This is a genomic window from Leptospira hartskeerlii, from assembly GCF_002811475.1.
Taxonomy (GTDB): Bacteria; Spirochaetota; Leptospiria; order Leptospirales; family Leptospiraceae; genus Leptospira_B; species Leptospira_B hartskeerlii.
In genome coordinates this window covers 16,770-38,891 of record NZ_NPDL01000014.1, presented here as the reverse complement: position 1 = coordinate 38,891, position 22,122 = coordinate 16,770, and the positions used below count along the sequence as shown (strand labels likewise).

The 22,122-nt window shown below is 39.7% G+C and carries 23 protein-coding genes; 17 read left to right on the top strand and 6 right to left on the bottom strand.

Going from position 1 to position 22,122, the window contains the following annotated elements:
• The first annotated feature begins 82 nt into the window (after positions 1-82).
• The 15 genes from CH352_RS18440 to CH352_RS18370 all read left to right on the top strand — a co-directional run bounded on the left by CH352_RS18440 (position 83) and on the right by CH352_RS18370 (position 14,602).
• Positions 83-451: an ExbD/TolR family protein gene (locus CH352_RS18440; RefSeq protein ID WP_100733524.1), complete on the top strand. Its 369-nt coding sequence runs from the start codon at positions 83-85 to the stop codon at positions 449-451.
• 3 nt (positions 452-454) lie between these two features.
• Positions 455-874: an ExbD/TolR family protein gene (locus CH352_RS18435; protein ID WP_100707941.1), complete on the top strand. Its 420-nt coding sequence runs from the start codon at positions 455-457 to the stop codon at positions 872-874.
• The gene (locus CH352_RS18430; RefSeq protein WP_100707942.1) at positions 871-1,461 is read left to right on the top strand and encodes an energy transducer TonB; all 591 of its coding nucleotides are present in this window, start codon (positions 871-873) and stop codon (positions 1,459-1,461) included. Before CH352_RS18435 ends, CH352_RS18430 begins: the two co-directional genes overlap by 4 nt.
• 173 nt (positions 1,462-1,634) lie before the next feature.
• Positions 1,635-2,960: a spinster family MFS transporter gene (locus CH352_RS18425; RefSeq protein WP_100707943.1), complete on the top strand. Its 1,326-nt coding sequence runs from the start codon at positions 1,635-1,637 to the stop codon at positions 2,958-2,960.
• Between the two features lie 210 nt (positions 2,961-3,170).
• Entirely contained in the window at positions 3,171-4,847 is a 1,677-nt protein-coding gene (locus CH352_RS18420) for a hypothetical protein (RefSeq protein WP_100707944.1), read from the top strand.
• Positions 4,848-4,866: 19 nt separating this feature from the next.
• Entirely contained in the window at positions 4,867-5,322 is a 456-nt protein-coding gene (locus CH352_RS18415; RefSeq protein ID WP_100707945.1) for an LA_3150 family lipoprotein, read from the top strand.
• Positions 5,323-5,494: 172 nt separating this feature from the next.
• Positions 5,495-6,334, top strand: a complete 840-nt coding sequence (locus CH352_RS18410; RefSeq protein WP_100707983.1) for a phosphate ABC transporter substrate-binding protein — start codon at positions 5,495-5,497, stop codon at positions 6,332-6,334.
• A 61-nt stretch (positions 6,335-6,395) separates the two neighbouring features.
• On the top strand, positions 6,396-7,478 hold the full coding sequence (gene pstC / locus CH352_RS18405) for a phosphate ABC transporter permease subunit PstC (protein WP_100707946.1): 1,083 nt from the start codon (positions 6,396-6,398) through the stop codon (positions 7,476-7,478).
• A gap of 24 nt (positions 7,479-7,502) precedes the next feature.
• On the top strand, positions 7,503-8,447 hold the full coding sequence (gene pstA / locus CH352_RS18400; protein ID WP_100707947.1) for a phosphate ABC transporter permease PstA: 945 nt from the start codon (positions 7,503-7,505) through the stop codon (positions 8,445-8,447).
• 34 nt (positions 8,448-8,481) lie between these two features.
• A complete protein-coding gene (gene pstB, locus CH352_RS18395) occupies positions 8,482-9,246 on the top strand; it encodes a phosphate ABC transporter ATP-binding protein PstB (protein WP_100707948.1) in 765 nt (254 codons plus the stop codon).
• A 99-nt stretch (positions 9,247-9,345) separates the two neighbouring features.
• Positions 9,346-9,891 (top strand): hypothetical protein, encoded by a 546-nt coding sequence (locus CH352_RS18390; RefSeq protein ID WP_100707949.1) that lies wholly within the window; start codon positions 9,346-9,348, stop codon positions 9,889-9,891.
• Positions 9,891-10,967 (top strand): ATP-grasp domain-containing protein, encoded by a 1,077-nt coding sequence (locus CH352_RS18385; protein WP_100707950.1) that lies wholly within the window; start codon positions 9,891-9,893, stop codon positions 10,965-10,967. Before CH352_RS18390 ends, CH352_RS18385 begins: the two co-directional genes overlap by 1 nt.
• A complete protein-coding gene (locus CH352_RS18380; protein WP_100707951.1) occupies positions 10,964-12,178 on the top strand; it encodes an adenylate/guanylate cyclase domain-containing protein in 1,215 nt (404 codons plus the stop codon). Before CH352_RS18385 ends, CH352_RS18380 begins: the two co-directional genes overlap by 4 nt.
• 58 nt (positions 12,179-12,236) lie before the next feature.
• Positions 12,237-13,724, top strand: coding sequence for an MBOAT family O-acyltransferase (locus tag CH352_RS18375; protein WP_100707952.1), 1,488 nt, complete (start codon positions 12,237-12,239; stop codon positions 13,722-13,724).
• A gap of 2 nt (positions 13,725-13,726) precedes the next feature.
• A complete protein-coding gene (locus tag CH352_RS18370) occupies positions 13,727-14,602 on the top strand; it encodes a hypothetical protein (protein WP_100707953.1) in 876 nt (291 codons plus the stop codon).
• A gap of 37 nt (positions 14,603-14,639) precedes the next feature.
• Here CH352_RS18370 and CH352_RS18365 read toward each other — a convergent pair whose 3' ends face one another.
• From CH352_RS18365 to CH352_RS18345, 5 genes are all read right to left on the bottom strand, one after another.
• A complete protein-coding gene (locus CH352_RS18365; RefSeq protein WP_100733523.1) occupies positions 14,640-15,122 on the bottom strand; it encodes a hypothetical protein in 483 nt (160 codons plus the stop codon).
• 11 nt (positions 15,123-15,133) lie between these two features.
• Positions 15,134-15,577, bottom strand: coding sequence for a c-type cytochrome (locus CH352_RS18360; RefSeq protein ID WP_100707955.1), 444 nt, complete (start codon positions 15,575-15,577; stop codon positions 15,134-15,136).
• Positions 15,578-15,586: 9 nt separating this feature from the next.
• Positions 15,587-16,672: a metallophosphoesterase family protein gene (locus CH352_RS18355; RefSeq protein ID WP_100707984.1), complete on the bottom strand. Its 1,086-nt coding sequence runs from the start codon at positions 16,670-16,672 to the stop codon at positions 15,587-15,589.
• Between the two features lie 33 nt (positions 16,673-16,705).
• Positions 16,706-17,866, bottom strand: a complete 1,161-nt coding sequence (locus CH352_RS18350) for a cytochrome-c peroxidase (protein WP_243396431.1) — start codon at positions 17,864-17,866, stop codon at positions 16,706-16,708.
• A 345-nt stretch (positions 17,867-18,211) separates the two neighbouring features.
• Complete coding sequence (locus CH352_RS18345; RefSeq protein WP_100707956.1) at positions 18,212-19,561, bottom strand: hypothetical protein; 1,350 nt, start codon at positions 19,559-19,561, stop codon at positions 18,212-18,214.
• A 165-nt stretch (positions 19,562-19,726) separates the two neighbouring features.
• Between CH352_RS18345 and CH352_RS18340 the strand changes: the two genes are divergently transcribed.
• Complete coding sequence (locus tag CH352_RS18340; protein ID WP_100707957.1) at positions 19,727-20,047, top strand: ArsR/SmtB family transcription factor; 321 nt, start codon at positions 19,727-19,729, stop codon at positions 20,045-20,047.
• A 32-nt stretch (positions 20,048-20,079) separates the two neighbouring features.
• Here CH352_RS18340 and CH352_RS18335 read toward each other — a convergent pair whose 3' ends face one another.
• A complete protein-coding gene (locus tag CH352_RS18335) occupies positions 20,080-21,036 on the bottom strand; it encodes an NAD-dependent epimerase/dehydratase family protein (protein WP_100707986.1) in 957 nt (318 codons plus the stop codon).
• A 124-nt stretch (positions 21,037-21,160) separates the two neighbouring features.
• Between CH352_RS18335 and CH352_RS18330 the strand changes: the two genes are divergently transcribed.
• Positions 21,161-22,102, top strand: a complete 942-nt coding sequence (locus CH352_RS18330; protein ID WP_100707958.1) for an LA_2444/LA_4059 family outer membrane protein — start codon at positions 21,161-21,163, stop codon at positions 22,100-22,102.
• Positions 22,103-22,122: the final 20 nt, after the last annotated feature.

Here is a 22,122-nt window from a genome sequence, read left to right as displayed (position 1 = left end):
TCCTAATAAATGGAAGAGCTAATATTAAGCTCTTGCGTTACGTTTCAGGAATTCTTTATAAATTCTGTTTGCAGCCTCTTCTATGTCGGATATCGCGTTTCTTCTTCTCGTATTTTTTATGGTAACCGCAGTGTTTTTCGTGAAGGAGGGTTTGAATATCCAACTTCCCCGTAAAAACTCCAATCCTACCCTAGTTTTAAGAGAGAATATCTACGAGATATTGGTGGCTGGTGAAACGATCAAAATGAGGAACAAAGTCCTCGGCACTCGTGATTATAAAGATCTGGCGGAATTCAGAAAAGACCTGAACGATCTGGAAATCCCGAATCTCGATGAAAAAGTCGCTCTGATCAAAACAACCGGCGAAACGAAGTACGGAAATATGTTAGATGCTCTTTCGGCTGTGCAGCTAAGAGGATTTAAACAAGTCTCCGTAAAAAGATTAAAATAAGATATGGCACTTAAAAAGAAAAAAGCTCCACCTTCTATTCCGGTCAGCTCGATGGCCGATATCGCCTTTCTTCTTTTGGTATTCTTTATGGTGACTTCGGTCCTTGATACGGATCCGGATCTTCCCATCGCTCTTCCGGATGTTCCCGGAGGAGAGCAGCTTAATAAAAAAATTGCAAATTTATATTTAAGCGCTGATAACGAGAAGTCCATTTACTTTAACCAAGTAAAGATGCCTCTGAACGAAGCGATTAATAACGTTCGTGCTAAACTTGCAACCACTCCTGATCTGAAAGTACTTATCCATGCGGATAAAGAACTGAATTACGCAGACCTGGACAATGTGTTTGAACTTTTGAAAGAAGCCGGCGCGTTAAAAGTTTCTCTGGTAACTAAAACTACACAAGGAGGGGGCTTAAAATGAACCAAGTTGCTTCTCCTCCTTCTTCCAAAAAACGTTCCGGTCTTCGCAGGTTTGTGGATCGTTACAGAATGGAGACCTTCTTAGGTACTTCCGCTGTTTTACAGATCGCAGCTCTTCTTTTCTGGTACACTCCTCCAAACACTTACGATCATCTGGACAAGCTGATCGACGAAGTTGCTTTCGTGGAAAATCTTGTGATCCAAGATCCAAACGTGGGAGAGGCTCCTGACGACGGAGAATTCGAGGTCACTGATACTCTTAAGAAAAAAGAGGATTCCAGGATCGCAGGTGCTCAAGACGCAATCGTCTCCGGTGCTACTGCTCCAGTGGATCTTTCTCCCAACCTTCAACCTGAATATACCAAAGACGCTCAGTCTGCGGGTGTGGGTGGAACTCTTACTTTAGAAGTGATCATTGCCGACTCAGGAGAAGTTTTAAGAGTACGTAATATTGGTAAAACCTTAGGATACGGATTAGAAGAATCCGCGATCCAAGCATTTTACAAAAAACGTTACTCTCCTTCTATGTTAGAAGGAAAAGCGATCACCGTAAAAGTTTACGTTCCAGTTCGTTTCTCTCTCTATTGATATAATCTTCTTCTTCCTTTTGGAAGAAGAAGATGTTCTACTCTCTCACCTAACAGTCGTTCATTAGTTATCTTTTATATATTTATCCCAGAACAATCGTTCGAATTATAATTTTATGATTTGCTTTTTCTTTCCGGCCCAGGGTAATTACGATCCTCGGGAGATATATAGCGATGGAATCCAACTCGAATCAGGCCAAACATGCATGGAGAATTTTGATCCTTCTGTTTTTGGCAAACCTTCTCAACTTCTTTGATAGAACGATCCCCGCAATTATCATAGAACCTATTCGTCATGAATGGGACTTAAGCGATCTTCAATTAGGTATAGTAGGATCCGCTTTCACTGTAATTTATGCAATCGCTGGCTTACCTCTGGGAAGACTCGCAGATTCTTGGAGTCGCAAAAAGATCATAGGTTGGGGACTTGCAATTTGGAGCGCGTTTACCGCTTTGAATGGATACGCGTGGAATTATTTATCTTTTGTTTCGGTTCGTATGGGAGTGGGAATAGGAGAAGCAAGTTATGCTCCTGCTGCAAACTCTCTTATAGGAGATCTTTTTCCTTCTCATAAAAGAGCAAGAGCAGTCGGTATTTTTATGCTAGGCCTTCCCTTAGGCTTGGTTCTTGCATTTTTTACTGTGGGAGCCATGGTAAAATCCTTCGGAACTTGGAGAGCACCATTCTTCATCGCGGCATTACCAGGGATTATTCTGTCCATATTCTTCTTTTTTATCCGAGAACCTGAAAGAGGAGCTGCTGAATCCATTCAAATATCGAAAGTCACTCCTGCACAACCCATCCGAAAAGTATTAAGAATTCCTACTATGTGGTGGATCATTCTATCCGGTCTTACTTTCAATTTTGCCGCATATGCAGTGAATAGTTTCCTAGTTTCTTTATTACAAAGGTATTATCATTTCACTTTGGTAAAAGCAGCAATCACAACTGGATTTATAGTAGGGATCACAGGTCTAATCGGTCTGACAGTTGGAGGCTTGATTGCAGATAAGATCCACCAAAGATCGGAAAGAGGTCGTCTTCTATTCGGTGCATTCAATTTGCTCGTATCAGGAGTTCTAATCCTTCTCGCATTATTGCAGTCTCAGGAAATGGTCTTATTCTTCTCCATTCTACTTGGCTTTGGATGGTTACTTTCTTATAATTATTATACCTGCGTTTACCCCGCAATTCAGGATGTGATAGAACCAAGGCTCAGAGCAACAGCAATGGCGATCTATTTTGCAGCTATGTATCTGTTAGGCGGTGCGGCGGGTCCAGCCGTTGTGGGTTGGTTCTCAGATTATTTGACCCGTTCTGCGATGCTACGCTCAGGCTCTTCCGAAATGACGGAGCAATTTAAGGCAATCGGTCTTCATGATTCCCTTTATCTGATCCCGGTCACGGTATTACTAACCTCCCTATTTGTGTTCCTGGCTTCCAAAAGTTTCGCCAAGGATGCATCCGAGATGAAGAGAAGTTTAGAAAGAAAAGCCTAAAGACTAATCATATGATTAGATTACTTAGTCTTATTTCTGTAACTTAAATGATACCAGTCCTGCATAAAACTTATCCAAAGGAGGCTTGTAACCAAATCCTCGTCATACTGTAATCATTTTGTAACCAAATACAGCCATTCTGTTACCTGAACGTAAAACAGAATTCGCAGGGGAAAAAACCCGGGAAGCGAATCGAAAAGGTAACTCTGAATGAAGCAGAAATCTAAAAAGAGAAAGAACTTAGAAGGGATAAAATCTCAATTTCTTATTCTAGGACTCGTCATCTATTCCCAGGCGATTTTCTCCCAGGGAACTTCACCAGGAGCGGAACTTGCACAAGCAAGTGAGCCTCCTAAAGTGGAAAAACCGAAACCGGAAGAATTCACTATTTATGAAGATCAGGACGGACAATTGTTCACCAAGCCTGGTCCGGGTCGTTTTAAAAGTAAAATGGATAAAGCCATTAACAAGAACGATCCTAAATTCAATCCTTATCCGAACCATTTCACAAGTAGACCGGAAGAACCTCAAAAGGAAAGACTTACCATCACTGGTAGGGTACAATTTAGAGGTATTTCCGCTCAGACCGGTTCCAATTACAATAACGGTAACGAAGATTTCAATTCCGTGGATTGGAACTTCAGACGTCTTCGTTTAGGAGTACAATACCAAGGTGGCTCCTGGTGGGGAATGGCAGTGAATCTAAGGGGAGAGAACATGCTAAACGCTCCCTATATCACACAAACCAAGAACGCAACTGGAGAAGTAACTAACGTTTCTCTCAAAGAGAACAGGGGTTATATCCAAGAAGCATTCCTTTATCTGAATATTCCGATCTTAGGAGCAAGATTGAGTTTCGGTCAATTGCCTACTCAATTCCATAGAGAATATCTGATGTCTTCAGCGAATTTCATCGCATTAGAACGTTCTTATATGACAAACGCGTATCCTCAGTTCGATATGGGTGTGAACCTAAGACTTTCTCCCTTGAAAGACTTCTTCGAGGGAAAATATGAGAAGTATCTTACCGTCGATCTGATGGCAGGTAACGGACATGGCGCTGGTGGTGACTACGGAACAGGTAGACGTCAGGATCTTACCGTTGCAGGTAGACCGAACCAACCTATCCTGAATTCGCCCCTATATTTTGCGAGAGTTCAATGGAACGTGTTGGGCGGTATCGTGAAAGAAAACGGTAGTAACGTAGGCTGGCAAGAAGGAGAAGAGATTTTCCAAAAAGATCTGAAAATTTCGTTAGGTGCTGCAGCTATGCAAACTAAAAACGTAAGCTTTAGTTCCGGTCCCGCATCTACTTTAGCAGTCGATGGCGCGATCCCAAGAGGAGCTCCAACTCAGTATCTTCTTACCACTCAAACAACCGCAGACAATAGCACTGGCGATTGCACCGCCCCTAGCTATCAAACAAGCTATTGCCAGAAAAATCTGGACCTAAGAGGTTATACCTACGATGGGACCATGACTTGGAATGGTATTTATCTGAGCGGCGCATATACAACGTATACCGGAGCGGCATCCAACAATCTTTCCGGATGGCAGGCAACCGTCGGATATAATATCCAAATATTCGATAAATATTACATTATGCCTGTTTTCAGATATGATTTCTTAAAAGGAGATTTCAATCGCAACGGTAAGATAGAAGATAACGATCTGAAAAAATACTACTGGGTAGGTTTAAACCTTTTCGGGGACAAACACCTATTCAAAGCGCAATTGTTCTATCAAATCCCTGTTCTTAAATTGGGAATCGATCCTATAACAAGAGAACCTGAAACGGTCAATAACCAAACCATTTATTTCCAGCTTCAGGCTACTTTCTGGACCGGAACCGTCACACCGGACCAATTGAACACCAGGTTAGATTAAGAAGAGGAGAATGCAAATTATGAAATCTAAACTTAAATTCATACTTCCACTTTTAGGACTCTTAGCAATTTCTTGCTCTTCCGATACAAAGGAGGATTCCGCTCTATTAGGAGCCTTGGTTGGAACCCCTAACGACGGAAACAAATCCATCGTAGTCGTAGAGGTTGCAGGAAATTTTACGGATTATACGGGAGAATGTTACGACAATTTCACCGTATTAGGAGTTTCTAATTCTACGATATCTCCGACCAACTATTACCTTTATGTAATGTTCGGACATTCTCTCGATACGGAACTTAGGAAATCGGCTCTTTCTACTTCTAGTTGCAGTAGTTTGGGTTTCTTAGGTTCAGGAATTCCTACAAACGCAAGTCCTGTGAACTTTAAATATTATACCTGTGATCCGAACCTGGGGCAAGCCGGGGGGGATTGTGGTAAAAAGATCAAGACAGCGGTAGGATTTCCTACCAACTAATAATAAAAAGTCCCTGGACTTTCTTGCATGCGGGGACTAATTTCATAGAATGCGTTAAAATGCCAAATCTATGCAGCAGAACAGAGTGTATCAGGATTGTAATATTTGAGAAATCCGTTCGTAACGGTTCTTATTTATGATCCAAAAATATTTCAGGAGAAATATCAAACAGATGAAAAAGATAGGTTTAAGACTTATTGTCTTATTAGCATTCGCTCTTTCTTCATTTTCCGTATCCGGGGAAGAGAAAAAGACAATCACCATTAAAGGGTCCGATACGATGGTTATCCTGGTTCAAAAATGGACCGAAACCTTCCCGGATAAATCCGTTCAATTCCAAGTTACCGGAGGTGGATCCGGAACAGGGATCGCCGCTCTAATCAACGGCACCACGGATATTTGTTCCGCTTCTCGCCCTCTCAAACCTCAAGAAATCCAACAATTAAAGGAAAAATATAATTCCAATGGTGTGGAAATCAAGGTTGCAATCGATGGTATTTCTCTTTATGTAAACAAAAAGAATCCAGTTGCAAAACTTTCTCTGGAAGAAATCCGTAAAATTTTCACAGGAAAGATCACCAATTGGAAAGAAGTTGGCGGAGAAGATCATAAAATCGTACTTTATAGCCGTGAGAATAACTCCGGAACTTACGAGTATTTCAAAGAGCACGCTCTTGAAAAACAAGACTTCGATCCTTCTGCTCAACATATGGTAGGAACTGCAGCATTAGTGAACGCGATCTCCAAAGACAAATGGGGAATCGGTTACGGTGGTGCGGCTTACGCTTCCGGAGTAAAAGATGTTGCAGTTTCTGCCGACGCAAACTCTAAAGCGGAACTTCCAACCGAAGCGAATATTTTGACTAACAAATATCCGATCTCCAGATACCTATATTTTTATCTGAGAGAAGCACCTAAAGACCAAACCAAAAAGTTTATCGATTGGGTGATCGGAAAAGACGGACAAAAAGTTGTGAAGGACGTAGGTTACTTCCCTCTTAAGAAAAAGTAATATTGTTTGATCGGCTCTCGGAAACGGGAGCCTTTCTTAAATCCAGAATTCGGAACATTCAATGAGCAAACTCGATCCTCTGCTGAGATATCTATTACATCCGAGCAGAAGAAAAATAGACGTTTTCGCGGAGACCTTAGTTAAAGGTACCGCTGCAACTTCCATCCTTATCATTCTTCTTATTTTTTTCTTCGTCTTTAGAGAAGCTTCTTCCTTATTCTTCTCGGATTCTCCGCAAGCCACTTCTACAATCCAAAGTTCAGGTGCCCCAACGGAATACAATCCTGACTCCAGTTCGGATGCTCCTACAGAATATAATCCAGATGGAGATACTTTAGAATTGAATAAGACAGTAGCGGCACCTACTCCCGAGCCTGAAAAACTTTCTCTTTTCGAAAATCTTTTCAGCAAAGTATGGCAGCCTGTATCTTCCGTTCCTAAATTCGGTATTCTACCTTTGATCGTTGGGACCGCAAAAACCACGATTATAGCAATTCTACTCGGCGCACCATTAGCCATTTTAGCCGCTTTGAATATTACGTTTTTCGTATCTCAAAGGGTGAGAGAGATCATAAAGCCTGCAATCGAAATGCTTGCAAACTTCCCTTCTGTCGTGATTGGATTTTTCTGTTTAATGGATGTTGCCACCTTAGTAAAGGCAACCTTCGATATAGATTTCAGATTGAACGCTCTGACCGGGGGGATCGGTTTAGCGATCGCAGTCACTCCGATCATATTTACGGTTGCAGAAGATGCACTAAGCACAGTGCCTCAATCTTATAGACAGGCATCCTTGGCATTGGGAGCTACCGAATGGCAAACCGCTTATAGAGTTATGCTTCCCGCGGCATTGCCTGGAGTATTCGCCGCAGTACTTTTGGGGATAGGAAGAGCCTTCGGAGAAACGATGATCGCTCTTATGGCTACAGGTAATGCCCCTATGATGAGCTTCGGCATTTTCGATCCGAGTAGGACATTTGCCGCCACGATCGGCGCGGAAATGGGAGAGGTCATCTGGGGATCAGAACATTATAATATTCTGTTCTTCCTAGGAGTTCTTTTGTTCCTATTCACTTTTTCCTTGAACGCAATCACTGAGCTGTATGTTAAAAAACGGCTTATGAAAAAGTTTCATGGCTCCTGACGAAACAAGATTTGGTAAACCTCTTTGAAATGGAAAAAAGTCAGACTTAAAAAAAGAAAAGTCATTCAAGATAAAATTTATTCCCTATTAGCCCTTGGTGGTCCGATGCTTGCAACTGGACTCATTTTATCGGCAGTCATTCTCATGCTCGGGAATATATTCTACAAAGGGATTTCCGGAGTTAACTGGGAATTCCTAACGGAAGCGCCCAGGAATAATAACTTAGAAGGTGGGATCTTTCCTGCGATCTACGGAACAGTATATCTAGTTTTTATAATGATCTTATTTAGTATTCCGATCGGAACTGCCACGGGGATCTTTCTTTCTGAATATACCGCGAGAGATTCTAAGTTCGCAATGACTGTTAGATTTGCGATCAACACATTGGCAGGAGTTCCTTCCATAGTATTCGGTCTTTTCGGAGTAGGATTCTTCATCCAATTTCTTGGAAAAGGAATGGATTACGTTGCAAACAATACTACTCCAGTTTGGGGCAAACCAGCTTTGATCTGGGCGGCGGCAACTCTTGCGATCCTCACCCTGCCGGTAGTCATTATTTCTGTCGAAGAAACCATGAGAAGTATTCCGAGAGAAATGAGAGAATCCAGTCTCGCGTTAGGTGCAACCAAATGGCAGACCATCTGGAAATTGATCCTTCCTAATTCTTTAACAGGGATTTTAACAGGAGCAATCCTTGCGATTGGAAGAGGTGCAGGAGAAGTGGCTCCGATCTTATTCGTAGGAGTTGTGTATTCCTTACCGGAGCTACCTTCTCATCTTTCGGATCAGTTCATGCAATTAGGTTACCACTTGTTCGTATTGGCAACTCAATCGCCTGATGTAGATGCGGCTATGCCGAAACAATACGCAACCACAGTCGTATTATTAACTCTTACCTTCGGGATGAGTTTTTTCGCTACATTCTTAAGATACAGAATCAGGAAGTCCAGGGCCAAAGCCCATGTATAACGTTTTTATTGGAGATGCGAGGAGTTAATCGCAGATGAAAGATACAAAAGTAAAAATAAAATCCCGCCATTTCAATTTTTTCTACGGTGAAAACCAGGCATTGCATGATATTTCATTAGAGATACATGCGAAGAAGGTCACTGCGTTCATAGGCCCTTCCGGTTGCGGTAAATCCACTTTTTTAAGATCGATCAATCGTATGAATGATGTGATCGATAGTTCCAAGGTGAACGGCAAACTTGAAATAGATGGCATCAATATTTATGATCCTCTAATGAACGTTGTGGAACTCAGAAAAAGGGTCGGAATGGTCTTTCAAAAGTCCTTCCCATTTCCTAAATCCATTTATGAAAATATCGCTTACGGTTTGAAACTGAACGGCGGCGTTTCCAAAGACCAGATGGATCATATCGTCGAAGAAAGTCTAAGAAAGTCCGCTCTTTGGAAAGAAGTTAAGGATAGATTGAACGATAGCGCTCTTGGACTTTCCGGAGGACAACAACAAAGGTTATGTATCGCAAGAGCGATCGCAATGAACCCTGAAGTGATCCTAATGGACGAACCTTGTTCTGCATTGGACCCGATCTCCACTAAAAAGGTGGAAGAGTTTATTTCCGAATTCAAAGATTCATATACAATCGTGATCGTGACACATAATATGCAACAAGCCGCCAGGGTAAGTGATTACACAGGCTTCTTCTATATGGGACGTTTGGTGGAATTCGATACCACTAAAAAGATGTTCCATGATCCTTCTAAAAAAGAAACAGAGGATTATATCTCCGGAAAATTCGGCTGATCTCGGATCGAATATTTTCTTTGGAAAACGCCTGTATTCTGCAGGCGTTTTTTTATTCTACACTGTAACCTAAAGCCCTAATATTCGAAGTTTCCCGCAATGAGGCAGACAAAATCAGACTTAATCGATTCTCTGGAGATCATTTTTTCGAGATTTGCGGATTTATTACTTAGGATCTCGGAAAGAAATTACACTCGCCCTTTACATCTTCTATCAGGCGCGAGTATCGGAAAGCAGGTCCGTCATTGTTTAGAATTTGCAGAGGCATTATTAAACGGTTATAATACCGGACTCGTTTCTTATGACCAAAGAGAAAGAAATCCACTTTATGAAAATTCTCCGAAGGCGGCAGCAGACCGTCTTTTTGAATTACAAAGAGAATTCGAACAAAGAAATTGGGAAGGAGAAGTCAAAGTTTCCTATTTAGTCCATTCTTCTTCCGGACTGGAGAATATAGTAAATTCCTCTTGGGAAAGAGAATTGCTCTATGTGCAAGAACATACGATTCATCATGAAGCTATCATAAGAGTTGCGTTAGAGCATGATCTTGGGTTCGAAGATATTCCGGAAAATTTCGGGTTTGCAATTTCAACCATCCAATATAATTCAAGTAGGCTCATTCTCCCCTGGGATCCGGTCATCTAATGTTAGAAACACAGACAGAACAAGATCTTCTTAGGCAATCCGATCCTATGGAATTCTGGCCTACTTGGAAATTGTATCTGCCTTTGATACCTTATATAGCATTCGAATCAATTCGTTCCATTCGATCAGGATCTATTTCTTCCTTAGGATTCGGAACGATCGCAGCTGCAGATCCGGGAATTGAATTAGGAGGACTCGTAGGAGAATCCAAATTTAAAATATTACGAGGACTGGACCCTCAACACATATTAAAATTCTTTTTAGTTCCAAAAGATTCAAAAGACGTACATTCTATTTTAGAAAAAATGAATTCGATTGGTTTAAAATTCCCGATCATACTCAAACCCGATTCAGGGCAAAGAGGACAAGGAGTCAGAAAAGTCAAAGACCCAAAACAATTAGAAGAATGTTTACTGGAATCAAACGTGGATCTTCTTGTCCAAGAGTTCCATCCTGGTCCGTTTGAAGTCGGAGTTTTTTATTATAGATATCCGAATGAAACAAAGGGTAAAATATTTTCGGTCACCAGAAAAGTATTTCCTAAGTTGGTAGGAAATGGGATATCTACTCTTTCCCAATTAGTCGAAAATCATCCCAGATTCAAAATACAAAAGGAAACATTTCAAAAAAGATTTTCAGAGGTCTGGGAGAAGATCCCTAAATTAGGAGAAATTATCTGTCTTTCGGAAGCAGGGAATCATTGCCAGGGAACCTTATTTTTAGACGGCTCAGAATGGATCACCTCCGAATTAGAAAATAAGATAGATGAGATCTCTACTTCATTTTCGGGCTTTTATTTCGGAAGATACGATATTCGATTTTCTTCTCTCAAAGATTTTTTAGAAGGAAAAGATCTACATATAGTGGAATTAAACGGGGTTACTTCCGAATCTACGAATATATACGATCCCAGATTTTCATTTAGAGAAAGATATTCCATATTATTTTCCCAATGGAAGATACTCTTTCGGATTTCCAGGCAGTCCAAAGCGAAAGGCGCCGGCTTATTTTCTATTTTAAAAGCGTTGCGCGATTTCTATTTCGGAACTAGGATCGTCTCCGATCTTTCCATATGAAGCAGAAACTAATCCAACTCATTTATTTAATCTTCGGAGATCCGAAAAAGAACTCCCTAGAGCATAGGCTATTTAACGCGATCTCCCTAGTAAATGGGAGTTTGAATATCATAGGTTCCATTTTTGAAGAGAAAACGGAATATTCTCACCGGGTCATTATCCTAAATTTGATATCCGGCTCTATCCTGCTCACCATGTATTATTTTTCCAGATTTAGGAATATTTATTACGTTCTTTTCTGGCCTTTAAATTTAACAATACTCGTATATTTATCTTCTCTTTGGTTCTTACATGGAGGCTCCAACGGAGGAAACCATTATTATTTTATACCGGCATTGGTGATTGCCACTATTCTTTTAAAAAATCATAATATCTTTTTCATCTACGCATTTTATGCGTTCGTCACCGGCTTTTTGTACGTATTTGAATATTTATATCCGAACTTCATTGTTCCTCAAAAAGATAGAGATTCAGAATATATGGATCTGGGAGGAAACTATATCTTCGTCCAGATACTGACGGGAATATTGATCTTTATACTTAGCAGGAACCTCAATATAGAGAGGAAAAAATCGGATAATCTTCTTCGGAACATTCTTCCTGAATCGATCGCAGACGAATTAAAGATGAACGATACCGTTCAGCCAAAACGTTATGATAGTGTAACCGTATTATTTACGGATATGGCCGGCTTTACCCATATTGCTGAAAAAATGAGTCCTGAAGAATTAGTGAAGGAACTCCACTTCTTCTTTGCTGAATTCGATAAGATCGCAAAAAAATACGGTTTGGAAAAGATCAAGACAATCGGAGACGCCTATATGGCCGTTGCCGGACTTCCTACACCGAATCATACCCATGCAAGAGACGCGGTTTTCTGCGGGTTGGAATTCCAACAATTTATGAAAAAACAAAAGGTAGAAAGACAAAACTTAGGTCTTCCTACCTGGGAATTACGCTTGGGCATCCATACAGGAAGTGTAGTAGCAGGAGTGATCGGCACAGAAAAATTCGCCTACGATATCTGGGGAGACACAGTAAATACCGCGAGCCGTATGGAGAGTTCCGGAGTCGCAGGAGAAGTGAATATCTCCTTGGATACATTCCATTTTGTGAGAGAAGATTTTATCTGCGAGTCCAGGGGATTGATAAAAGCTAAGAACAAGGGAGAGATCGAAATGTTTTTGGTGAAAGAAGCTCGAGAAGTATAATAGGTTCTTGACCTAAGGTTCCCAGGAAAGAATTTGAACCAGTCAGATTTTCTTTCCCATGAATTTTAATAGTTTTGGATTTTTCATATTCCTATTAATTACCTTTACTCTTTACTATCTACCTTTCCTAAAAAGATTCCAACTTCTGACAGTAGTCGCCGCTAGTTTTTATTTTTACGCGTATACTGATCCTTGGTTACTAATCTTACTTTTGTTCTCCATCTTCTGGAACGCGAGTATCGTATATCTGATCCAAACTCCGAATTTCAGATCTAAAAAAGCAATCTTGGCATTAGGTGTAGTCCTAAATCTGAGCGTATTATTCTTCTTTAAATATAGCGGACTATTCGCCAAAACTTTATTGGGAAGCTCGGGGTCTTCGGATATTTCGGACGTACATTGGATTTTCCTAATCCCTCTTCCGATCGGTATTTCTTTTTATACATTCCATGGGATCAGCATGGTAGTAGATTTTTATAGGATCGGTTCCGAAATTTTCAAGGAGAAGGTCCCCTATCCTAAACTGATCCTACAGTCTTCTCTCTATATTAATTTTTTCCCTCAATTGGTGGCGGGACCTATCGTTAAAGCGAAAGAATTTTTTCCTCAGATAAAAACAAAAAATTTCAGGGACATTCCTTGGATCCAAGCTGCCAAGATCTTAATACTCGGATATTTTCTGAAAACGGTGATCGCGGATAATTTGAACGATCTTACATTCGTTATCGATTTTCCCTACAATTCGCATCATTCCACTCTTACGTTAATACTTTTGATTTTGGGATATTCTGCTCAGATCTTTGCAGACTTTGCCGGATACTCTTTGATCGCTATCGGGATCGCATTCTTATTCGGCTATAGACTTCCTACTAATTTCAATTTTCCTTATATATCTTCCACCTTTTCGGAATTCTGGAGAAGATGGCATATATCTCTTTCTACTTGGCTAAGAGATTATCTATATATTCCTTTGGGAGGAAACAGAAAAGGAAACTTCAGGACTTATATAAATCTATTTTTGGTAATGGCATTAGGCGGACTTTGGCACGGAGCGGAATGGAGATATATGGTTTGGGGGATCGGTCACGGACTTTTATTACTTATAGAAAGATTTTTAGATCAGAATCTTCCATTCAAACTTCCTGAAAATCGTTTCTTTTCCTTTATAAAAGTCGGTTTTGTATTTCTATGCGTTTCTCTTCTTTGGTTATTATTCCGTTTACCTAATTTTGAAACCGCAATTAAATATCTAAAATTACTAAGTACGAATTTAAGTTTGGGAACGGACTGGGAACTTTGCACATTTTTAATATTCTTTTCTGCTCCAGTGTTCTTCTATCATTTTTACGGATGGTATAAGAGCCTGTCGGCTCTTGAAGCCCGGAACCAGATACCTATCGATAACCTAAGTTCTCGGACGGACTATAAGGAAAAGTATTCGGAAGAAACAATGGAGAAGATTTCAAATATCGGTTATGCATTCCTGCTATTTCTGATCGTTCTGAATAAGGGGCCTTCTGCCGCATTTATCTATTTTCAATTTTAGTTATGAAATTTTTTATCCGACTTAGCTTATTCTTTCTGACATTTTTAGGACTATATTCCGGTTTTGTGTATTTTGTTTCTCCTCAGAAAATACCGAAACAAAGCTGGTGGCAGCATAATCGTGTCAGGGTAGAAAGTTTTTTAACGGAAGGAAGAGATTCTAAATATGTGATCGTTGGATCTTCCATGTCGGATAGAATGTTGCCAAAACAAAATTCAGGCTGGTTTAATCTTTCTTTAGTGGGAGAAGGCGCACTTACAGGATTATCTATATTAAAGAATTCGGATACTTCTCCCAAATTCGTATTGATAGAAGTTAATCAACTTTCTGTAAAAGAGAATGAAAAATTCTCTAAAGAGAATACGGATCCTTTTTTTATTTTTACCAGAAGGAACTTCCCTGTTCTCAAATCCGAAAAGCAACCCTTGAATTATGCGGTAGGATTTGTGATCCAATTTACGGATCGATTCTTTGCCGCCGAAATCAAGCAGGATCCTAAAGAAAAAAACGAAGCCCTCGAAATTTCCAAACGATTAAAACATGAACATCTGGAAGAAGTAAAACGTTGGTATGGTGCCGCAGTAGAACAGAAAAAGCTGAATGATAGAATGACGTATCTTTCTTCTATCCTTAAAGAATTAGAAGCCAAAGGTGTCCGGCCAATATTTTTTGAAATGCCGATGCATCCCGAAATTTTAGCCTCCGCAAAAGAAACCAGGACCAGAGAGACAGTTCTAAAAAACTTTCCTCCTTCTCAATATATTTGGTTTATCGATAACAAAGATATCTACGAAGACAGCGATGCTCTCCACCTTGCCTATCCGGAAGCAGATCGATTCTTGTCAAAATTGAAAGAATACGCGGAATCCTTCCCCTAAAGGGGGCCCTTCCCCGACCATTGCATATTCAATAAATTTAATTATCGAACGCTCCTAAAGAAACCCATTCAGCTCCCTCTTTTTTATATCTCAAAACTCCTTTTAAAGGGATGATCTGCCCACTCTTTGCATCATACCAACGAGCAGATGAAAGGTTTGCGAGTAATGAAAAATGCAATAACTTCTCCGTTCCGGATTTGTTTCTGGAATTTTGCATCACCCAGCCGACATATTCTCGATGATATCTTCCTTCTTGGGCATGATGAACATAGTTACGGACATCTTCCTTTAGTTTTACTTTTGCGGAGAAGGGAACGTACAACAAATCCGTTTTTCCGGAGGCGAATGATTCACGCACTGAGATGGCCTTTTCAGAATGCATATCTTCTACAGTTCCGAATAAATAGATCCCTTTTTCGAGATCTGATTTGCATCTGGAGTCGCTAATCTCAGATCCGCAAAAAACCGAAGAGAAAACTAAAATCAAAAGGGTCCCTAAAAACAAACCATATCGGATCATATTCATTTCCTCTAATGTTTTCCGGGAACTAGAATCGAGTTCCTCCTCTCATACATAATATATGCTTCCAACGCAATCATCTTTGGATCGTCATAAGCTAATGGTTTTCCTTGCAGAGGATTTTGGATACACCAATTAATCATCTCTCTCAATGTGGACACCTTCCCGATCTGTTTTTGGAATTTAGGATAAGTTTCCGGATGAGTATTGGTTGCATTCGGATGACACATAGCACATTGGACCGTGTTACCCCCTAATTCAGGCCCATGAAAAAGTTTTTCTCCCCGAGCCACCGTTTCCATAAACGCAGTATTCCATTTGTCTTCATTGGATCTATCCCAGTCGTCACCGAAGATCAAAGATACTGTCCCGAAAATTAGAAAGAAAAAGGAAATACAAATACCGAATAAAATTCTTGATTTAGATCTATCTCTAAATGTGTGCGGATCGTACATAAGATTCTCCTAATAGTGAGTTTGAGGAAGAATTCTAGATTCAGGCTTTTGGTAAATTGAATCCACAGGATGCCCAGCGGATTCGTCGTATTTTACGATCCGATCCTTATTTTCCCAAAGTTTATAATGCATTTCCTCTCTTGCATTATCCATGTTCACGAACGCCCAACCCGTTCCATCCCTCTCATGAAATGGATCCTGACGGTTCATAAAAACAGTCATCTTAGGGATATAATGTGGTGACTGAGTATAACTTTCCGGATAAGGCCAAGGCCAAGCAGTGGACATCAATGCATAAAAACTGATATTCTTGATCTGGTTATACAAAACTTGATGTACATGCCCGTGGAAAACCGTGACATTATCGAATCTATCCAGAACGGATTGGATTTTTTCCGCGTCATCCGTCCAGAAATTCCAAGGTTTATAAATTTTATATAATGGAGAATGAGAAAGAACTACTAATGGAGTTCCGCTTTTAATATTCTCCAAATCTTTTTTCAGCCAGGTAATCTGATCATCACCCACCATAAAAGGAGAACCATTCGGATTATCCAAACGAGCCATCTCGTTCATCCTTTCTTCCGGAGTTTTCCAACGTTTGATCCAAGTATCATAAGTCAAAATGCTATTCAGAACTACGAAATGAACTCCCTTATGATCGAATGAATAATTGAGTTTGCTTATCTTATCCTGCCAATAATTTCCCAGATCCAAATAATAATCATGTTCTCCGATAACAAATTTAATCGGCACTTTAAGCTTGGATAGAAGCTCCATACCATGATCCAATTCTTCCCTTTTTCCTAACTGGGCAAGATCTCCTCCGAATACCGCAAAGTCAGGCCTTGGGAACATCAGATTCACCGTTTCAATCGCCTTATTCAGACCACTGTCAAAATTCCTAACAAAATTTGTTCCTTTAATATGTGTTAGGTGAGGATCTGAGATAAACGCGAAGGTAAATTTTTCATGAGTGCCCTTACCTCTTCCTCCGCAGGCAATTTCGATTAGACTCATCGGAACAATACTCGCGGCTAGTAGACCTCCTGTTCCACGCAAAAAGTCCCTCCTGCTCAGTTTCCCCTCTTCCATAACTCCCCTCCTATCGGAATATTTCCGATCCATTCATTTCGGCATGCTAGGCAAAACCGGACTCGTTAAGGATTTTAAAAAAGACACTAGGTCCGCTTTCTCTTGACCACTCAGTCCTAAGGGACGGATACCGCTGCTTAAGAAAGGATTCGCTTCTCCACCTCTATCATATAGATCGATGACTTGTTCAAGGCTTGTTAAACTCCCGTCATGCATATAAGGAGAAGTTAATGCGATATTTCTAAGCCCTGGGGTTTTAAATGCTCCCAGGTCCTCGCTGATCCCTGTGACTGAAAATCTACCCAGTTCGGAAGATTCTATATTCGTAAGTATTTCTTCGTCTGAAGTAGGACTGTTTTTAGATTCTGCTTTTTTCTGAAGGATCTCTTCTAACTTAGGTTGTATTCTTTTAAAACCTACTCCCAGATTATGAAATTTATCATCTATAAAAATAGCATATGTTTCGCTTATTGTATGACAATCTTGACATCTCGCCTTACCCATATATAGATTCAATCCCCGGATCGCAGACGCAGATAGAGCCTTCTCTTCTTTTCCGAATCTATACCGATCAAAAGGAGAATCACCTGATATGATTGTTCTTTCAAAAGATGCGATGGCCATGGCAACATGATCTATTCTGATCGAATCAGAATCTATACCGAACACCGTCTTAAACCTTGAAGTATAGTCTTGATCCGCTTTTACGATCTTTATTAGATCATCATGACTGGAGAGACCATGCTCCACAGGGTTCAAAAGAGGATCTTTTGACTGACCTTCCAGATCGCTTCTTCTTCCATCCCAAAACTGTGTCTTATAATAGGCTGCATTTAATACCGTAGGTGCATTTCTAGTACCGGTGAGATTTTTAATACCCTTAGAAACCTTCAGTTTATCTACAAAAGCTTGTTCAGGTTTATGGCATGTGGCGCAAGAAACGGTTCCATCAGAACTAAAGCGCTTGTCAGAATACAATTTAGCACCTAACGATACTTTGTCGTTAGATTGAGGGTTATTTTTAGGAACTGGCAAGTCAGGTAATCCCAAAATTCCGCTCGGAATGTAGGTAAGTTCCGTTAAGTCTGTATCCTTTTTCTTTTGAGAATCACAACCTATACAATAAAAAACGAATATAATAAACATATATCCTAAAAACTTGGAATCGAATCGTGAAAACGTAATATCTTTCATCCGACATCGCCGACAAAATTTTCGATTAGAATAGTTCTAGAATTAAAATAGGTCAAGACCTCGAGGCAGAAAAAATGCAGATTTTAAGAATTTTTTATCGTTCGACTAGCGAATAAGTTAAAACATTCGTTTTATTTAAAGTATGTTTTACAATAAAGACTAAACATACTGACAGTATAATTTACGTCGCGGACCCGAATGGATGCACATTTTGATATGGTTACGTATACAGATCTTTCGAAAGGAAGTTAACACGTTATGCGAAACTTATAAAGAATTTTTGAAAAGTCCAACCGGAAGAAAAAGTAGATCCTTAATTTCGGATATTCTCTTCCGGTTGTTATTTTAGATCCTAATAGAATATCCGAAGGACCAGATAATACTATGAAGTGGGATCTTTTGCTCTAAGTGTTTATTTACCAAGGCTTGTTTTACGTTAGGATCTAATCCGGAATTTTGGATAGAACTTAAAATAAAATCATTTACTAACCCGTAACCCTTAGATGGATCAATAGTCAGTCCATCGTTTGTGTTTCCTGTTAACGGACCTACCCACGTTGCTCCAGGTACGGTTCCGACCGTTTGACCTCCTACATTATTTGGATAATAATAATTATTATCTATCATATAAGTATTTGGTCTATAAACATCCGTAAGTGCAAAAGAAAATCCCAAATACTTTACGGTTACCTTATAATCGATATTTTTGAATCCGGATCTTCTATCTATATTGTCATTATAGTATTGGTATCCGAAATCGATCCCAGGTTGTATCTTAAAATTTTCAGAGATCTCATAGTCATGGAATACCGAGAATTTATGAAAGGTTGTACCATTAAACGCATTGGTAGGATATCCGGACTCCAGGTCCTTCTCCCCTGCGATACTCGAACCGCCAATTCTTTCCGAAGTCACTCTCACATTATAGGTATAAGTCGGATGAATATACTTCAGCACAGGCAATGCCCAACCGAAAGTAAAAAGTCCTAAAGCAAAACTCGGCTGATTATTCGCATAATAGATCCAACCCGCATTCCAATCTCCTAAACGATTAGTAGACCATTTGTAATTGAGAAGAGTGGCAAGACCTTCTCTCAATCCGTTAGGCTCCTTTCTCAATCTGTTTGTATTGGGATCTTCCGCCACCTTCTCCAAATCAACCCCTTGTCCGTAAGGATGCGATTGAAAAACCCCATCCACATCCCGGTTCGTCCTTCCAGTCAAAGGAGAATAATCTCTAATGATCAATTGCAACCCTTCTACTGGAGTAGGTATATTCACCATTGTATCCAGAATTAAAGACTTAGGAACTTCAGAATAATGAAGCCCCCCTCTTCTATCAAAAGCATTTCCGAACAAACTGTTACCGTTGATGAACACATCATTCGTTAAAGATTGGGTCCAAACCAGATCATAATTTCTTTTTTGAGGGATTTGTTTTTGCTCCTTCAATTCTTGAAGGTTATTTTCAGCCTCGACGCTTGCGATCTCGGATTTAAGAATCCGAACGGGGATAGAATCTTCTAAACTAAAAATATAATATTCTTCAGCTTCCTTCTCCAACTTCAGATTTTTTAGGATCTTCCCGGATTTCAGCTTCACCTCATCGCCGAAAAGAGGGGTAATTAAAAAGAAGGAAAACAGCAAAATTGTGAAACTTTGGTAGGTTTTCTGAATTGACCTAAGTATTTTCATAGGAGTCTCCTTAGTCCCCGCCCGCAATATATTTGGATTTTGGGGCAAACGGGGGCATTTCTCCATTAGTTCAATAATTATTGAACTATAGAACTTAGAAAGTGCTTGTCAATCTTTTGTTCAAATATTATTGAACTTTATAAGGAGTATTGGAAAAAAGTTCCGATGTCTAAACAGCCAACTCATCCCAATTTAGATCAGATTGAATTGAACTCCATATTCGAGGCAGTAAGCGATCCGATCCGTAGGAAGATACTATTGGACCTTTCAGAAAAAGGAGAATCCAATTGTTCCACCTTTCTAGTTTACGCCCCGAAAACAAATCTGTCGTACCATATGGGGAAATTAAGGGAGGCGGGAATGATTTTCACAAGATATGAAGGAACTCAGAGATTTTCCATCATTCGTAAGGATGACCTGGAAAAAAAATTTCCAGGCCTACTTGATACGATCTTAAAAAGCGCAAAGATAGAAGGCGACAAGTGAGAAGCCTCCGAGATCAAAATCTAACGCTGCACTTAACCTTTCATTAATTGTAAACCTTGCGCTACAGTAATCACAGGTTTATATTCTAACTCTTTTTTGGCCTTGTCTATTCGGATTGTACATTCCTTCCCCATAATATCCACAGGGAATCTCATCATCGGAGGTTCTTTACGAATTCCTAATATTCTCCAGATCCCTTCTACTATCATTGCCAAAAATCCAGCAAGAGAAGAAGGTATTGTAGCTTGAGGCAGTGTAATTCCTTGGGTTTGCATCATCTCCGTTAGGAACGTTTTTACCGTTTTTTCTTCATCGTCTGTGATGAAATATATTTGGCCCGGTGTACCTTTAGTTAAAGCAAGCTCAGTTGCATAGACTAAATTCGGAATGCAGGTCATAGTAGTTTTAGCTCTTCCTCCGTCTAACCACATGAACTTTCCTTCGGACACCATCTTTTTGAGGACAGGAAGAACGGACGTATCTCCAGGCCCCCAAACAAATCGAGGCCTTAGAACAATTGTCTCGAAACCGGGACGATTTGAGGCAACTACTCTTCTTTCTGCTTCTCCTTTAGTACGACTATAATAGTAAGGAGTTTTTTTAGGATAAGGATAGGTCTCGTCTATCTGGACCATGTCCTGTCCATAAAAGAGAGCTGCCTCCGTTCCCATATGTATAAATCTTTTGACTCCCGCTTTTTGAGAGGCTTCCAATAATCGAGTCGTTCCTTCTACATTTCCTTTCCAAAAATCTTGGTAACTTCCCCACGGACCGACGAATGCTGCACAATGAATTACAATATCAATTCCTGCGAGATCTTGCGGAGTGATTGATTCTAAACTCCCACTTACTATTTCAAAACCTTGCTGAGTTAAAGCGGAGTCCGTCTTTGGAGATCTGGACAATACTTTTACCTTATGTTTTTCTTTCAAATGACGTGCGATTGCTCCGCCTACAAAGCCGGAAGCTCCGGTGATGAATAGATTCATATCTTCTCCAAGATACAAGTCTCCAATGGAAAGTTTTGGAAGTATACTAGAAAATCTGAAAGTCGTTGACCTCCTGTAGTTTCAAAAAGAAAATTCTACATATTCTTTCAAGGTGCAGAAGAATATGGATCGTATTCAAAAATATTATGTTTTTATTTTATTAAATCTATTCCTAATTTCGAATTTGCAATCTTCGGAGGAAATTTCTAAAAACGGAGCTTCTGAAAAGAAAAAACAAAAATTCGAATTATTATTAAAGAGGCAAACTTATAGTTATATCCCTTATAATTTTACTTCTTACTCCGAAAAAACGGATCCATATGAATCCATAGAAACAAACCATTTGCAACAAAATCAAAAAGTATTGGTTCCGGCAGTTTTCAGTTACGAAAATTATGAAAAGAATTATAGAGCTGAGATCTCCTATTACGAAGTAGAGTTGGTGAATCCGAATTCAAATGTGATCCGATCCAATTCGAATGGTTTATCTGCAGAGAGATTTTATTATTCTCCATTAGCAAGATCGGAGTTTGAAGCGAATTTTTATAAGATCGTTTCCCCTCTTCAAAATTGGAATTTATATTTAGGAGGAGGACTTCGTAATATCAATAAGTACACCTACGGAAAATACATGTTAGATGGCGCCTTTCAGGAATATTTTTATACATACGGCCCTCAGGTTTCTATCCAATCCTCCTATCAATTTACTGAGAATTTTTCTGCGAATATAAGTTTAGATCTATTTTATACGGAAGGAACCAGATTTTTCAGAACTCCGATAATTTCTACCGATACGTTGGTCTTTACGAATGGAAGCGCTGGAACAAAAGGAATTTTCAGAGGTTATGAATCAGAAATTTCTCTCCAATATAGATTTCATGAGAATATGAAATTTCATTTGGGATATAACCAAATTTATTCTTACTTCAGTTATTTGCACTTCGATCAATTGAATTTAACTTATAATATTTCTTCACCCTCATTGACATATATCACGAATGGATCTAGATCAGGGAACTATGAGATCTTAAGAGGATTCTTCGTAGGATTTTCAGTCTTTTTTTAAAAACATTCTTATGCAATTTT

What these genes read in the sequence shown, in the direction of transcription:
- CH352_RS18440 (WP_100733524.1), top strand. Translation starts at nt 83, where the DNA reads ATGTCGGATATCGCGTTTCTTCTTCTCGTATTTTTTATGGTAACCGCA.
- CH352_RS18435 (WP_100707941.1), top strand. Translation starts at nt 455, where the DNA reads ATGGCACTTAAAAAGAAAAAAGCTCCACCTTCTATTCCGGTCAGCTCG.
- CH352_RS18430 (WP_100707942.1), top strand. Translation starts at nt 871, where the DNA reads ATGAACCAAGTTGCTTCTCCTCCTTCTTCCAAAAAACGTTCCGGTCTT.
- CH352_RS18425 (WP_100707943.1), top strand. Translation starts at nt 1,635, where the DNA reads ATGGAATCCAACTCGAATCAGGCCAAACATGCATGGAGAATTTTGATC.
- CH352_RS18420 (WP_100707944.1), top strand. Translation starts at nt 3,171, where the DNA reads ATGAAGCAGAAATCTAAAAAGAGAAAGAACTTAGAAGGGATAAAATCT.
- CH352_RS18415 (WP_100707945.1), top strand. Translation starts at nt 4,867, where the DNA reads ATGAAATCTAAACTTAAATTCATACTTCCACTTTTAGGACTCTTAGCA.
- CH352_RS18410 (WP_100707983.1), top strand. Translation starts at nt 5,495, where the DNA reads ATGAAAAAGATAGGTTTAAGACTTATTGTCTTATTAGCATTCGCTCTT.
- pstC (WP_100707946.1), top strand. Translation starts at nt 6,396, where the DNA reads ATGAGCAAACTCGATCCTCTGCTGAGATATCTATTACATCCGAGCAGA.
- pstB (WP_100707948.1), top strand. Translation starts at nt 8,482, where the DNA reads ATGAAAGATACAAAAGTAAAAATAAAATCCCGCCATTTCAATTTTTTC.
- CH352_RS18390 (WP_100707949.1), top strand. Translation starts at nt 9,346, where the DNA reads ATGAGGCAGACAAAATCAGACTTAATCGATTCTCTGGAGATCATTTTT.
- CH352_RS18385 (WP_100707950.1), top strand. Translation starts at nt 9,891, where the DNA reads ATGTTAGAAACACAGACAGAACAAGATCTTCTTAGGCAATCCGATCCT.
- CH352_RS18380 (WP_100707951.1), top strand. Translation starts at nt 10,964, where the DNA reads ATGAAGCAGAAACTAATCCAACTCATTTATTTAATCTTCGGAGATCCG.
- CH352_RS18375 (WP_100707952.1), top strand. Translation starts at nt 12,237, where the DNA reads ATGAATTTTAATAGTTTTGGATTTTTCATATTCCTATTAATTACCTTT.
- CH352_RS18370 (WP_100707953.1), top strand. Translation starts at nt 13,727, where the DNA reads ATGAAATTTTTTATCCGACTTAGCTTATTCTTTCTGACATTTTTAGGA.
- CH352_RS18365 (WP_100733523.1), bottom strand. Translation starts at nt 15,122, where the DNA reads ATGATCCGATATGGTTTGTTTTTAGGGACCCTTTTGATTTTAGTTTTC.
- CH352_RS18360 (WP_100707955.1), bottom strand. Translation starts at nt 15,577, where the DNA reads ATGTACGATCCGCACACATTTAGAGATAGATCTAAATCAAGAATTTTA.
- CH352_RS18355 (WP_100707984.1), bottom strand. Translation starts at nt 16,672, where the DNA reads ATGGAAGAGGGGAAACTGAGCAGGAGGGACTTTTTGCGTGGAACAGGA.
- CH352_RS18350 (WP_243396431.1), bottom strand. Translation starts at nt 17,866, where the DNA reads ATGAAAGATATTACGTTTTCACGATTCGATTCCAAGTTTTTAGGATAT.
- CH352_RS18345 (WP_100707956.1), bottom strand. Translation starts at nt 19,561, where the DNA reads ATGAAAATACTTAGGTCAATTCAGAAAACCTACCAAAGTTTCACAATT.
- CH352_RS18340 (WP_100707957.1), top strand. Translation starts at nt 19,727, where the DNA reads ATGTCTAAACAGCCAACTCATCCCAATTTAGATCAGATTGAATTGAAC.
- CH352_RS18335 (WP_100707986.1), bottom strand. Translation starts at nt 21,036, where the DNA reads ATGAATCTATTCATCACCGGAGCTTCCGGCTTTGTAGGCGGAGCAATC.
- CH352_RS18330 (WP_100707958.1), top strand. Translation starts at nt 21,161, where the DNA reads ATGGATCGTATTCAAAAATATTATGTTTTTATTTTATTAAATCTATTC.